The 12,806-nt window shown below is 69.3% G+C and carries 13 protein-coding genes; 9 read left to right on the forward strand and 4 right to left on the reverse strand.

Annotated elements, in window-relative coordinates; all coding sequences use genetic code 11:
• A partial coding sequence (locus HUW62_RS40345; RefSeq protein WP_176437448.1) for an enoyl-CoA hydratase/isomerase family protein occupies positions 1–443 on the forward strand: 443 nt, incomplete at its 5' end.
• A gap of 4 nt (positions 444–447) precedes the next feature.
• On the opposite strand, the gene HUW62_RS40350 is transcribed toward HUW62_RS40345, so the two are convergent.
• Entirely contained in the window at positions 448–1,314 is an 867-nt protein-coding gene (locus HUW62_RS40350; RefSeq protein ID WP_176437449.1) for an alpha/beta fold hydrolase, read from the reverse strand.
• A 50-nt stretch (positions 1,315–1,364) separates the two neighbouring features.
• Between HUW62_RS40350 and HUW62_RS40355 the strand changes: the two genes are divergently transcribed.
• Positions 1,365–1,838 (forward strand): MarR family winged helix-turn-helix transcriptional regulator, encoded by a 474-nt coding sequence (locus tag HUW62_RS40355; RefSeq protein WP_176437450.1) that lies wholly within the window; start codon positions 1,365–1,367, stop codon positions 1,836–1,838.
• A 64-nt stretch (positions 1,839–1,902) separates the two neighbouring features.
• Here the strand turns inward: HUW62_RS40355 and HUW62_RS40360 are convergent, their stop codons facing one another.
• The 3 genes from HUW62_RS40360 to purM are packed head-to-tail and all read right to left on the reverse strand — an operon-like array spanning position 1,903 to position 4,192.
• The gene (locus HUW62_RS40360) at positions 1,903–2,445 is read right to left on the reverse strand and encodes a DUF523 domain-containing protein (protein ID WP_176437451.1); all 543 of its coding nucleotides are present in this window, start codon (positions 2,443–2,445) and stop codon (positions 1,903–1,905) included.
• A 47-nt stretch (positions 2,446–2,492) separates the two neighbouring features.
• The gene (gene purN, locus HUW62_RS40365) at positions 2,493–3,158 is read right to left on the reverse strand and encodes a phosphoribosylglycinamide formyltransferase (RefSeq protein WP_176437452.1); all 666 of its coding nucleotides are present in this window, start codon (positions 3,156–3,158) and stop codon (positions 2,493–2,495) included.
• The gene (gene purM, locus HUW62_RS40370; protein ID WP_176437453.1) at positions 3,155–4,192 is read right to left on the reverse strand and encodes a phosphoribosylformylglycinamidine cyclo-ligase; all 1,038 of its coding nucleotides are present in this window, start codon (positions 4,190–4,192) and stop codon (positions 3,155–3,157) included. Before purM ends, purN begins: the two co-directional genes overlap by 4 nt.
• Before the next feature lie 156 nt (positions 4,193–4,348).
• Here purM and HUW62_RS40375 point away from each other — a divergent pair, with 156 nt between their 5' ends.
• The 7 genes from HUW62_RS40375 to HUW62_RS40405 all read left to right on the forward strand — a co-directional run.
• The gene (locus HUW62_RS40375) at positions 4,349–4,999 is read left to right on the forward strand and encodes a Crp/Fnr family transcriptional regulator (protein WP_176437454.1); all 651 of its coding nucleotides are present in this window, start codon (positions 4,349–4,351) and stop codon (positions 4,997–4,999) included.
• Entirely contained in the window at positions 5,000–5,755 is a 756-nt protein-coding gene (locus tag HUW62_RS40380; protein ID WP_176437455.1) for an MBL fold metallo-hydrolase, read from the forward strand.
• A 72-nt stretch (positions 5,756–5,827) separates the two neighbouring features.
• Entirely contained in the window at positions 5,828–6,679 is an 852-nt protein-coding gene (gene accD / locus HUW62_RS40385; protein ID WP_176437456.1) for an acetyl-CoA carboxylase, carboxyltransferase subunit beta, read from the forward strand.
• Between the two features lie 24 nt (positions 6,680–6,703).
• Entirely contained in the window at positions 6,704–7,996 is a 1,293-nt protein-coding gene (locus tag HUW62_RS40390) for a folylpolyglutamate synthase/dihydrofolate synthase family protein (RefSeq protein WP_176437457.1), read from the forward strand.
• Between the two features lie 175 nt (positions 7,997–8,171).
• Positions 8,172–9,446 carry an alpha/beta fold hydrolase gene (locus HUW62_RS40395; protein WP_176437458.1) on the forward strand — a complete coding sequence of 425 codons (1,275 nt, stop codon included), beginning with the start codon at positions 8,172–8,174 and terminating at the stop codon, positions 9,444–9,446.
• Positions 9,447–9,529: 83 nt separating this feature from the next.
• A complete protein-coding gene (locus HUW62_RS40400; RefSeq protein WP_163868454.1) occupies positions 9,530–10,912 on the forward strand; it encodes an AMIN domain-containing protein in 1,383 nt (460 codons plus the stop codon).
• Positions 10,913–10,958: 46 nt separating this feature from the next.
• Positions 10,959–12,806: LPS-assembly protein LptD (locus HUW62_RS40405; RefSeq protein WP_176437459.1), on the forward strand; the 1,848-nt coding region annotated here is incomplete at its 3' end.

Here is a 12,806-nt window from a genome sequence, read left to right on the forward strand (position 1 = left end):
CGGTGGTGGAGCGGATTCTCGGGAGCTTCCACGCGGACGCGGGGACGTCGGTGCTGGCCACGCAGCACGCGGCGATGGACCGGTGCTTCGCGGCGGAGCGGGTGGAGGACATCCAGCAGGCGTTGGAGGCGGAGGGCACGGCGTGGGCCCAGCAGACGTGGGCGACGCTGGTGCACATGTGCCCGACGAGCCTCAAGGTCTCACTGCGGCAGCTCCGGATGGGGCGCACGCGGGACTACGACGAGATGGTGACGGTGGAGTACCGGCTGAGTCAGTCGATGACGGCGCGCGCGGACTTCCGCGAGGGCATCCGCGCGGTGCTGGTGGACAAGGATGGCAAGCCGCGCTGGCACCCCGGAACGCTGGGTGATGTCTCGGAGGCGGACGTGGAGGCGTGCTTCGCGCCTCGCGACGGCGACGAGCTCGTGCTGGCGCGGAGCTGAGCGCTCAGTTCGAACCGGAGGGGCTCTTCAGGGCTCGCTTCAGGAAGTCGACGCAGGCCCCTGGGGCCTCCTCGTGAGGCCAGTGGCCCGCGTCGGCGAGGGTGTCCACGGTGGCGTGAGGCCAGGCCTTCCGGAACCGCTCCAGGACCGCGGGCGGGAAGGCGCCGTCGCGCAGGCCCCAGATGAAGTGGACGGGCGTCTTCGCGAATCGTTCACGCCGCTCCCAGAGCGACTGGAGAAACGGAGTGGACGCGCTGAGGCTCTTCGCGAGGGCCCAGAGCACGCGCTCGCGAGAGTCGGGGTCGGGGAACATGCGGGTGTACTGGCTCCACGTCTTCTCGGGACGCGGGCCCTTGCCCCAGGCCGACTTCGCGATGAGGAACGAGAGATTCAGGTTCCGATACAGCCAGCGGAAGAGCCCGCCCCCCGCCATGCGCGCGGCCCTCGCGAGTGAGGGCTCGTCGACGAAGGGCCAGGCGATGGTGTTGATGAGCACCACGCGTTCGATTCGCTCCGGATGGGCGAGCGCGAAATCGAGGGAGATGGGACCGCCGAAGTCGTGGGCCACCAGGGTGAAGCGAGGGAGGTCCAGCGCCTCGATGACCGCGGCGAAGCGGCGCGCATGGGCCTCGGGCGAGTAGTCCGCGTCCGGAGGCCGTGGCGACAGGCCGAAGCCCAGGTGGTCCACCGTGATGCAACGGTGGGTGGCCGAGAAGGCGCTGATGAGCGCGCGCCACTCGAAGGACCAGGTGGGCGTTCCATGTACGAAGACGATGGGCGGACCCTGGCCCTCGTCCACCACCGACAGCCCTGCCACCTCACGCACGTTGAAGGGAAATGCCTCGCGGTCGACCCAGGCGGGAACTTGCATGGGATGATAGTCAATGGTGCTTGACCAATTAAGTCAAGTAGACTTGACCGATGAAGAGGAAGGACGCGCTCGAGGACGTGAAGAAGCTTCAGGCCAGCAGCCTGGGTTACGTGCTCATCCGGTGTGGGCAGTTGTTCAACGAGCTGGGGATGCGGGCGGTCAACAGCGAGGCCGGCTGGCCCATGATGCGCGAGGTCCACGCGCGGCTCCTGCCGTATCTGGAGAATCCGGAGGGTGTGCGCATCACCGAACTGGCGCGCAGCCTCGGGGTGACGAAGCAGGCGGTCCAGCCAGTCATCGCGGAGCTCGCGGAGTTCGGCGCGGTGCGGATCGAGCCGGACCCCGATGATGCCCGTGCTCGAAGGGTCCTGCTGACGGAGAAGGGCATCGCGGCCATGCGGCATGGGACGACGAAGCTGGTGGAGATAGACCGGCGGGTGGCCAGGCGCCTGGGCACGGACGAGACTCGGGAACTGCACGGCTTGATGACCCGGCTGTTCGAGGTGCTGAAGGCGCTGGACTGACGCGAACTGCACTCGCTGGGGCCGTCAAGAAGGAGCCCCGTCGGTCCCGGAGGTGACTGGCCGGCTACAGCTCCTCGTCGCTGACGACGGTGACGTCGTGGGCGCGCAGCAGGGCGGTGGTGATGCCTTCCCCGGGGCGCAGGACTCCGGATTCGTAGACGCGCTGGCTGCCACAGGAGGGGCTCTTCTCCTTCAACAGCGCTACTGAAGCACCGAAGTTGCGCGCGGCCTCCAGGGCCAACTGGGCGCCTCGCTTGAAGTCCTCGGTCCGGTCGACGCGAGCTTCTCGTTCCAGCGCCCGCGCCTGTCCGGCCCAGACATCGACACCCGAGCCACCACAGAGGTCCACGGGAGGACGAGGGATGGGCAGGCCCGAACCCACTTCGGGGCAGACGGGAACGACGGCCTTTCCCTCCAGCGCCGCGAGCACTCTCTCAGAACGCTGCGAGCGACCGTCGTACCGGCAGGCTTCCCCGAGCAGGCACGCGCTCACGAGCACCGTGGATGCCTCGCGAAGCGCCGCGCGCCTGTCACCCTTTGACGGGTCCGCGCACGCCTGCGCTGAGCCGGACCTCGACAGGTCTGCATGCTCCGTGACCGGCTCCATTCCGCCAGCCGCGTCACCGAGAGCGCCGGAAGGCCCTCGCGAGCCCGTCACTTCACGGCCCCGGGACTGCGCAGCGCCAGTTCTCCCGCCGTCGCCACCGCCGCCACGCGAGTGCGCATCCCATCCATCGCCACCTGCCCCGTCACCGCGAGCCGCACGGCCAACGGATAGAGCCGATGCTCCTCGATGAGGATGCGCGCGCTCAGGCTCTTCTCGTCGTCATCCGGCAGCACCGGCACGGCCGCCTGCCCGATGATGGGCCCGGTGTCCGTGCCCGCATCCACGAAGTGCACCGTGCACCCGGCCACCTTCACGCCCCGCTCCAGTGCCTGCCGCTGCGCATGCAGCCCCGGGAACGACGGCAGCAGGGAAGGGTGGACGTTCAGCACCTTGCCCGCGAAGCGCCCCAGGAAGTCCGCGCTCAACAACCGCATGAACCCCGCCAGGCACACCCACTCCACACCCGCCGCGCGCAGCGCCTCCAACAGCGCCGCCTCGAACTCCACCTTCGAGGCGTGGGCCTTGTGGTCCACCACCACGGCCGACACCCCCGCCGCGCGAGCCCGCTCGAGCGCGTAGGCGGTGGGCACGTTCGACACCACGCAGGCCACCTCGGCCGGGAAGTCCTCGCGCGCGCACGCGTCGAGCAGCGCCTGGAGATTGCTCCCGCTGCCGCTGACGAGCACGCCCAGCCGGACCCGCCGTCCGCTCATGGCTCGATGACCGCCGTGGCCTCGCCCTGGCCCGCCTCCACCCGGCCCACCTCGCTGGCCTCCACGCCCCGAGCGCGCAGCACCTCCAGCGCCTTCGCGACGTCCTCTTGTGCCACCACGACGATGAGGCCCAGGCCCATGTTGAACGTGTTGAACATCTCGTCCCGGGCCACGCTGCCCAGCTTCGCAATCAGGTCGAAGATGGGCGGCTTCACCCACGACTTCTCGCTCAGCACCGCGCGCGTCCCATCCGGCAGGCACCGGGGCAGGTTGCCCGGAATCCCGCTGCCGGTGATGTGCGCCATGCCCTTCACCTTCACCTCCGCCAACAGCGCCAGCGCGTCCTTCACATAGATGCGCGTGGGCTCCAGCAGCGCGTCACCCAGCGGGCGGCCCAGGCCCTCGGGCGTCGCGTCCAGCGCGAGCTTCGAGTCCTCCAGCAGCACCTTGCGCGCCAGCGAGTACCCGTTGCTATGCAGCCCCGAGGACGTCAGCCCGATGAGCGCGTCACCTGGCTTCACGCTCTTGCCGTCGATGATGGCCGACCGCTCCACCACGCCCACGCAGAAGCCCGCCAGGTCGTACTCGCCCCGCGCGTAGAAGCCCGGCATCTCCGCCGTCTCTCCGCCGAGGAGCGCGCACCCCGCCTGCTCGCAGCCCAGGGCGATGCCCTTGACGACTTCGGCCGCCGCGTCCACCTCCAGGCGCCCGGTGGCGAAGTAGTCCAGGAAGAACAGCGGCTCCGCGCCACAGGTGAGGATGTCGTTCACCGACATGGCCACCAGGTCGATGCCCACCGTGCCGTGCCGGCCCGCGGAGAAGGCCACCTTCAACTTGGTGCCCACCCCGTCCGTGCCCGCCACCAGCACCGGCTCCCGGTACTTGCCCGGCGGCAGGGCGAACAGCCCCCCGAAACCGCCGACGCCCGCCACCACCTCCGGACGCATCGTCCGCGCGGCGAAGGGCTTGATTCGGTCGACGAAGGCGTCGCCGGCCTCGATATCCACTCCGGACTGCTTGTAGGTCGTTCCCACGGGCGGCCTTCTATCGGCCGGCGCGCCCGTTGTCTCGGCCAGCGAAAAGAGGGTGTCGGGTTTGAGGCGCGGACGCCTGCACACACTCGCTGTCCCACTGATCCGCACAACAGGGAATTTGACCGGGGGGGGAGGGGCTGATTGACTCCTCGCAGGATGGGCGCCGAGGAAACCCTCTTTCAACGTTTCGGCAAGGAATTCTCAAAGGGCACCGAGCTCTTCCGCGAGGGAGAGGCCGGCCGGGAGATGTTTGTCATCCAGGCAGGCAAGGTTTCCATCACGAAGCGCGTGCGCGACGTGGAGAAGACGCTTGCTGTGCTGGGGGCCGGAGAATTCTTCGGCGAGATGGCGATCATCTCCAACAAGCCCCGTAACGCGTCCGCGGTCGTCAACGAGGACGCTCGCCTGCTGGTCATCGACCCCAAGACGTTCGAGGCGATGATCCGCGGCAATGCCGAGATCGCCGTCCGGATGATCAAGACGCTGGCCGGGCGGCTCTCCGAGGCGGACGCTCAAATCGAGAACCTGCTCCACAATGATCCGGCCAGCCGGGTCGTCCATCAGATCATCCTGCTGTCCCAGACCCGGAGTCGTCCGTCCGAAGAGGGCACCGAGATCGACTTCGTGGTCCGCGAGATGCCCCGCCAGCTTGGCGTGGGCGAGCCCGCCGTGCGCAACGTGCTGGACCGGATGATCCGGGCCGGCCTCATCTCACGCAGTGGTGACAGAGTGACCGTGTATGACACGGCCAAACTCCACGACTTCCTCCAATACCTGGAGATGAAGTGGAAGTTCGGAGACCTCTAGGTGAAGCTCCGAGTCCTCGGCTGCCACGGTGGCGAGCTCCCCACGTGCAAGAGCACGTGTTTTCTCGTCGATGACGTGCTGGCGCTCGATGCGGGCGCACTGACGGGGACGCTCTCGTTGGAGGAGCTGTGTCGGGTGGACCACGTGCTCGTGGGCCACAGTCACTTCGACCATGTGAAGGACCTGCCGCTGATGGCGGACCTCGTGATTGGTCGCCGCGACAAGCCCGTCACCATCCATGCGTCGCGCGAGTGCGCCAAGGCCCTGCGCGACAACATGTTCAACAACGCGCTCTGGCCGGACTTCACCCGCATCCCGACCAAGGCCAACCCCGTCCTGCGCATCAAGACGTTCCGCGCCGGCGGCACCTTCGAGGTGGGGCCCTACACCGTGCGCAGCGTGCCGGTGAGCCACCCGGTGGAGTCCTGCGGCTTCATCATCTCCAATGGGAAGTCGTCGCTCGCCATGAGCGGCGACACCGGGCCCACCGACAAGCTCTGGAAGGCCCTCAACCAGACGCGCGACCTCAAGGCGCTCCTGTTGGAGACGTCCTTCCCCAACGCGCTCCAGTCGCTGGCCGACATCTCCGGCCACCTCACGCCCCACACCCTGGGCCTGGAGCTCCAGAAGTTCGAGCGCAACGGGACCTCCGTGATGCTCTACCACCTCAAGCCCGCCTTCGTGGCCCAGCTCAAGAAGGAGCTGGCGAGCATGCCGGTGGAAGTCCTGGAGCTGAACGACACCTTCGAGTTCTAGCCGCCGGACGACGCGGCGCGCCACACGGAACGGTTGACGGGCGGGGACGGTCGGATTAACCCCCGGCCTCTCATGGCCTGGTTTTCGAAGAAGCCCCGCATCGCCGTCGACACCCAGCAGCAACCCGAGCCTGGTCCGTCTCGCATGGAGGGCCTGTGGGCCAAGTGCGAGAACTGCGACGAAATCATCTACCGGCAGGAGCTGGAGAAGCACTGGATGGTGTGTCCGCACTGCGACCACCATCACCCGTGGAACGCGCGCGCGCGGCTGGCGACGCTGCTGGACCCGGACAGCTTCGAGGAGTTCGACAAGGAGCTGGAGCCGCAGGATCCGCTCGGGTTCAGTGACACCAAGAAGTACAAGGACCGGCTGAAGTCCACGCGCAAGAACCTGGAGGAGAACGACGCCTTCGTCTCCGGCGTGGGCCGCATCGCCGGCCACCAGGTCTCCGTGGGCGCGTTCATCTTCGAGTTCATGGGCGGCTCCATGGGCTCGGTGGTGGGCGAGAAGGTGGCGAGGACCTTCGAGCGCGCGCATGACTTGAAGTGCTCGGCGCTCATCTTCTCGGCCTCCGGTGGCGCGCGCATGCAGGAGGGCATCTTCTCGCTGATGCAGATGGCGAAGACGTCCGCGGCCATCGCCCGCTTCCGCACCGGCAACAAGCCCTACGTCTCCGTGCTGCTGCACCCGACGACGGGCGGCGTGGCGGCGTCCTTCTCCTGGCTGGGCGACGTCATCATCGCGGAGCCCAAGGCGCTCATCGGCTTCGCCGGTCCGCGCGTCATCGAGCAGACCATCCGCCAGAAGCTGCCGGAGGGCTTCCAGCGCTCGGAGTTCCTGCTCGAGCATGGGATGATCGACAGCATCGTCAACCGCAAGGACCTGCGCGCGAAGCTCGGGCAGATTCTCGGCCTGCTGGGCTGAACCCGCGCGGCTCGCGTCCCTGGCATGAGCGCGCCCCGCACACCCGAGGAGGCCCTGGGCTTCCTCTCCCGCCTCAACCCCTCCGGAATCAAGCTGGGGCTGGAGCGCGTGCGCGAGGCGCTCTCCGCCCTGGGCCATCCGGAGCGCCGCTTCCCGGTGCTCCATGTCGCGGGCACCAACGGCAAGGGCAGCACCTGCGCCTTCGCCGCCACCGCGCTCCAGGCCGCCGGCCACCGCGTGGGCCTCTACACGTCCCCGCATCTGGTGCGCGTCAACGAGCGCATCCGCGTGGACGGCGAGGACATCTCCGACGCGGACTTCGGCCGCGCCATCCTCGACGTCCTGGAGCGCTACCCGTCCGCCGTCGCCGAGCCGATGACGTACTTCGAGTTCGGCACCGTCGTCGCCCTGTGGCACTTCGCCCAGGTGGGCGTGGACGTGGTGGTGCTGGAGACGGGCCTGGGCGGCCGGCTGGACGCCACCACCGCCGCGCCATCGCTCGTCACCGCCATCACCCCCGTCTCCTTCGACCACATGGAGTACCTGGGCAACACCCTGGCCTCCATCGCGGGTGAGAAGGCCGGCATCCTCAAGCCCGGCGTGCCGTGTGTCGTCGCCCGGCAGGAGCCCGAGGCCCTGGAGGCCATCGAGGCCCACGCGCGCGCCCTGGGCGTGCCGCTCTGGGTGGAGGGCCGCGACTTCTCCGCCGACACACGGGCCGACGGCGGCCTCGCCTACAGGGGACCTGGCTGGCGGTTGGAGGGCCTGCGAATCTCGCTGCGCGGACCGCATCAGGTCCAGAACGCCGCGGTGGCGCTGGCCTGCCTGGAGGCCCTCGATGCGCGAGGTGTCGCCGTCACCGCCGATGCGGCGCGGGCGGGGCTGGGCTCGGCGCGCTGGCCGGGGCGGCTGGAGGAGGCAGGGCAGGGGCCCACCGTGCTGCTGGACGGCGCCCACAACCCGGCGGGTGTGTCCGTGCTGCTGGCGTCCCTGCGGGCGCTCTACGCGGGCCGCCCCGTCCACTGCGTCTTCGGCGTGGTGGCGGACAAGGACCGGGGGCCGATGATGCGGGCCCTCTTTCCCGCGTGTGCCTCCGTGCAGCTCACGCCGCTGGACACGCCGCGCTCGCTCGCACCGGCGGCCTATCTGGACGAGGCGCGCGCCCTGACTCCCGACGTGGCCGCCTGGCCCGACGTGGATGCGGCGTTGGCGGAAGCGCGGCGGCGCGCGGGCGTGGATGGCATCGTGCTCTGCACCGGCTCGCTCTTCCTGGTCGGCATGGTGCGCGCCCGGATGGAGCGAACCTCCGCGCCCTGAAGGGCCACCATGCGACGGCTGGACGACGCTGCCCGGCCCCGAGGTGCCAGACGTCAGCTGGCGAGCCTTGACGGGGTGACCTCTTAGGGTGGGTCTTCCGTTCCGCCCGGGCAAGACGTGTGAGCAACCAGACTGAATCCTTGGCGCGCTGCATCAGCCGCCGTAGATTCAAGATATGCGCCTGCCGGACTGGAGAGCCGCGACGACGACGGGACCCGCCATCCCGTCCATCGACGAAGTCGACTTCCGGGCGCTCTACTCCAAGACGAAGTACGTGGTGGAGACCGCGGATGGCTGGTCGCTGGTCATCACCCGCTACCGTCCGGTGAAGCAGCCCTTCGCCCAGCCGCTGTTCGGTGAGCCGCTGCTGTTGGTGCACGGCTTCTCCCAGAACCGGCACACGTGGACGAGCGGCCAGTTCGTCAAGAACCTCCTCTTCTTCGGCGTGGACATCCACATCCTGGAGCTGCGAGGGCACGGCAAGAGCTCCATCGCCTTCCAGAAGGAGCGGGCCGAGCGCTTCAAGCGCCCCTTGCCTCCGGACCTGGACTACGACTGGGACATCGACAGCTACTTCCTCTACGACTTGCCCGCCGCCGTCTCCGGCGTGAAGCGCATCACCCGCCGCGAGCGCATCTTCTACTGCGGCCACTCCATGGGCGGGATGCTGGGCTACGGCTACACCGGCATCCACGACGACTTCGAGGGCCTCATCACCATCGGCGCTCCGGCGGACCTGGGCCGGGGCTTCATGCTGCTGCGCATGGTGGCGCACGGCGCGCCGATGCTCGGCGGCATGGTGGACCTGACGCTCGCGGGGCTGAACCTGGGCGGCGAGGTGGAGGGGCTGGGCCGGAAGGTGCTCGCGCGAGGCGTGGGCACGGTGAACGCGAAGCTGGGCAAGAAGCTGGAGCCGGAGTCGCGCCGCAAGCTCCGCTTCAACGCGATGCCGGTGGACCTCATCCTCAAGTTCGTCGAGCGGCAGATTGGCAAGGCGGAGGATTCTCCGCTGTATCAACAGCTGACGACGCGGATGAACCGGCTCATCAATCCGGAGCGCGTGGGCTCGGACGACATCCGCTGGCTCCTGCGCGAGGGAGGGGAGCGCGAGCCGCGCAAGGTGCTGGAGCAATTCGCCCGCTGGATTCGACGCGGGGAGATGGTCTGCTACCGCACCGGCTACGACTTCAAGCGCGGCTTCGGGAAGATTCAAATCCCCATGGCCATCATCTTCGGGGACATGGACCCGCTGGCGTCGGTGGAGTCCACCCGGAGCGTGTATCGCGCGGCCAAGAGCGAGTACCTCCTCTGGCGCCCGGTGAAGGGCAACAGCCACATCGAGCTGACGATGGGGCACGACATCCGGCAGATCTGCTACGACATCAAGAACCTCATCGAGTACGCCCGGACGCACCGTCACCGAACGCCCGCCCTGCCGCGGCTGCGCTAGGGGCCGTGTGGCTGGAAAGTTGGAGGGTGAGGCGCGCGTGGTAGCATCCCCGCCCACTGTCAACGTTGAAGGGGAGTGGTTCGATGAAGGCCTCTGCGGTGTGGCTGCTCGGTGTGGTGCTCGTGCCCTTCTGGGCGCTCGCGCAGGCTCCGGCGAACCTGAACACCATCACCGGCGTGCAGGTGAATGGCGGGACGGTGACCATCTCCGGCTCGAAGAAGGCGAACTTCACCACCTTCACCATGACGGACCCGCCCCGGCTCGTCATCGACATCGCCGAGGCCGTCTTCTCCGGAGTCCCCGAGGAGACGCAGGTGGGCAATGGCACGGTGACGGGCATCCGCACCGCCAGCTACGGCTCGGATGACTCCGCCATCGCCCGCGTGCTCATCGGCTTCGAGCGCGAGGTGGAGACGGACATCCAGGCCACCGACACCCAACTCGTCGTGAAGGTCGTCGGCGGAGGCGGGCAGGCCGTGGCACAGGCCCCCACCGCTCAGCCGGAGCCCGCCGCGAAGCCCACGACGGATGATGGCACCGCCGCCAAGGCCGCTGCAGCCGCCGAGGCCGACCGTCAGGCGCAGGAGAAGGCCGCCGCCGAGGCCACCGCCCGCGCCGAGGCCGACCGTCAGGCGCAGGAGAAGGCCGCCGCCGAGGCCACCGCCCGCGCCAGGCAGGATGCGGACGCGGAGCGCCAGCGCCAGCAGGAGGCCGAGGCTCGCGCCACGTCCCAGCGTGAGGATGAGCAGCGCGCGGCGCAGGCCGCCGCCGACGAGAAGAAGCGCCAGGAAGAGGAGGCCCGTGCCTCCGCGCAGGCCGCCGCCACCGAGCGCAAGCGCCAGGAAGAGGAGGCCCGCGCCTCCGCGCAGGCCGCCGCCGACGAGCGTCGTGCCTCCGCTGCGTCCTCCGAGGACGAGAGGAAGCGCCAGAAGGCGGAGGCGCTCGCCGCCGCGAAGACGGCCGCCGAGGAGAAGCGCGCCGCCACCCGGGCCGCCGCGGAGGAGGCCGCCGAGGCCCGCCGCCAGCGTGAGGAGGAGGCCCGCGCCGAGCGCGAGCGTCGCCAGCAGGAGCGGGTGGCCGCCGCCACGCCCCGCCCGCGTCGCGAGGTGGCGAGCGGCTCGGATTCGTCCGAGGTGTCGTCGCGCCGCAAGACGATGACGCTGGTGGGCTTCCAGCAGCAGGCCGGAGTCTCCCGCGTCTTCATCCGCACCAACGAGCCGGCGCGCTACACGGTGAGCGAGCAGGGCAACGCGGTGGTGCTGGAGCTGGAGAACAGCCGCATCGACCTGAGCAACAACACCCGGCCGCTGGACACGTCGTACTTCAACTCCCCCGTCACGCGGGTGGAGGCCGACGCGTCCGGGCGCGACGTGCGCGTCACCATCCAGCTCCGGCAGCAGGCCCCGGTGCAGGCGAAGCAGGACGGCAACGTCATTTCGTTGGATTTTCAGCGCCCGGCTCGGTGATAAGGGCGACCGCGCGGCCGTGGCGCGGCATACCCTGCACCCCTGAATGGGCCTCCTCGTTCCGCTCGCCGCAGCGCTGCTCGTAGCGTCAGCGCAGATTCCGCTCGCCACCCAGGTCCAGCTCCCCTCCGGCGAGACGGTGGAGCTGGCCGCCGACTTCCTCACCTACGAGTCCGACAAGCAGCTGCTCACCGCGCGCGGCCACTGCGAGCTGCGCACCGGGGAGATGCTGCTGCGCTCGGACGAGGTGACGTACGACGAGACGAACCAGGTGGCCACGGCCACCGGCAACGTCATGTTCGTGGGTCCCGACGGCATGGTCGCGGTGGCGGACGACGTGCGCGTGGACATCCGCACCTTCGAGGCCACGCTCAAGGGTGGCCTCTTCATGCAGAAGAAGGGCGTCACCCAGGACGCGCTGCTCACGGCGAAGACGCCCCAGGAGCTGCGCGCCATGGGGGAGACGCCCATCATCCTCAGTGGCTCGCGCATCCGCCGCACCGGCCCCAACGCCTTCGTGGTGGACGACCTGGCCTTCACCCCGTGCGAGTGCGGCCCCGGCACGCCGACCTGGCGCATGGAGGCCAGCTCCGCCAACGTCATCCTCGGCGAGCGCGCCACGCTCACCTGGCCCGTCGTCTACATCCAGTCCGTCCCCATCTTCGCGCTGCCCTGGGTGTACCTGCCCCTGGCCGAGCGCCGCACGGGCTTCCTCATCCCCAGCCCCCAGTACTCCAGCCTCAACGGCCTGGGCCTGCAGCAGCCCTTCTTCCTCACGCTGGGGCGCAGCTACGACATGACCTTCACGCCGGGCTACTTCAACGGCGGCGGGCTCCTGGAGCTGGAGCGCGACCCCGATGGAGATCCCGAGACGAAGAACGCGATTACCTACGAGGAACCGCGGCCCAACGGCGTGAAGGGCCCCCGGTTGCTCACGGAGTTCCGCTACGTGCCCAGCGAGCGGACGCGGGGGCGTGCCACACTCGGGTTTCTGTACGACTCACGGCCCCGGCTGAACCCGGCGAGCCTGTTTCCGGACTTCTTCCGCTATCCGGTGGATCCGAACGGAATCGCGAGAATCATCGATACCCCTCGAGGGTTGCGCGGCGAGGCCTCCTGGCAGCACTTCCAGGAGCTGGGCTCCGGTTGGTACGACCGGGTGGACGCGTCGTTCGTTTCTGACGGCAACTACACGCGCGACCTCACCGCCGACATCATCGTCCAGGGGCTGGAGTACCTGCGCAGCACCGCCACCGTCTTCCGGCGCCAGGAGGACTCCTACGCGGGCCTGGATGTGGTGCTGCGCCAGGACATCCGCTGGCCCTATCGCTTCTTCCAGGACAACCGCGTGCCGGCGGCGGTGGACCCGCTGCGGCCGGACCTGCCCGCGCCGCGCACCTTCCAGCGGCTGCCCGGACTCATCTTCGCGCTGCCCGAGCGCCCGTTGGCGGGGGGCCTCACCGGAGGGCTGCGCGCCGAGTTCACCCGCCAGGCCCCCATCCAGGGAGGCTTCGGGGACGAAGGGGTCGACGGCATCTTCCGCCGCGAGGGCAACTTCATTCCCCTCGGTGTCCCCGTTGGCGTGGTGGACCCCGGCCAGGCCAACGGCCTCTTCGACACGAGAGACAGGGAGGCGAGGGACCGCATCGACTTCACGTCGCGCCTCGCCACCTCCGTGGCGCTGGGGGACGTCGCGCGCGTGACGCCGTCCGTGTCGCTGCGCCAGGACGTGTGGGCCGGCGAGTACTCCGCCAAGACCTGGCAGCGCGGCTACCCCATCGGCGGGCTCCTGCTGGACACGCAGTGGAGCCGCACCTGGACGGGCACGAAGACCAGCTACCGCCACACCTTCGCGCCCTCCCTGGAGTTGCGCTACGTGCCGGGCGGGTGGGGC

This window comes from Myxococcus sp. AM011 (assembly GCF_013372595.1).
Classification (GTDB): domain Bacteria; phylum Myxococcota; class Myxococcia; order Myxococcales; family Myxococcaceae; genus Myxococcus; species Myxococcus eversor.

Coding starts and splice junctions, on each gene's coding strand:
- HUW62_RS40375 (WP_176437454.1), top strand. CDS start 4,349: ATGGGCGCCGAGGAAACCCTCTTTCAACGTTTCGGCAAGGAATTCTCA.
- purN (WP_176437452.1), bottom strand. CDS start 3,158: ATGAGCGGACGGCGGGTCCGGCTGGGCGTGCTCGTCAGCGGCAGCGGG.
- accD (WP_176437456.1), top strand. CDS start 5,828: ATGGCCTGGTTTTCGAAGAAGCCCCGCATCGCCGTCGACACCCAGCAG.
- HUW62_RS40395 (WP_176437458.1), top strand. CDS start 8,172: ATGCGCCTGCCGGACTGGAGAGCCGCGACGACGACGGGACCCGCCATC.
- HUW62_RS40350 (WP_176437449.1), bottom strand. CDS start 1,314: ATGCAAGTTCCCGCCTGGGTCGACCGCGAGGCATTTCCCTTCAACGTG.
- HUW62_RS40355 (WP_176437450.1), top strand. CDS start 1,365: ATGAAGAGGAAGGACGCGCTCGAGGACGTGAAGAAGCTTCAGGCCAGC.
- HUW62_RS40400 (WP_163868454.1), top strand. CDS start 9,530: ATGAAGGCCTCTGCGGTGTGGCTGCTCGGTGTGGTGCTCGTGCCCTTC.
- HUW62_RS40390 (WP_176437457.1), top strand. CDS start 6,704: ATGAGCGCGCCCCGCACACCCGAGGAGGCCCTGGGCTTCCTCTCCCGC.
- HUW62_RS40360 (WP_176437451.1), bottom strand. CDS start 2,445: ATGGAGCCGGTCACGGAGCATGCAGACCTGTCGAGGTCCGGCTCAGCG.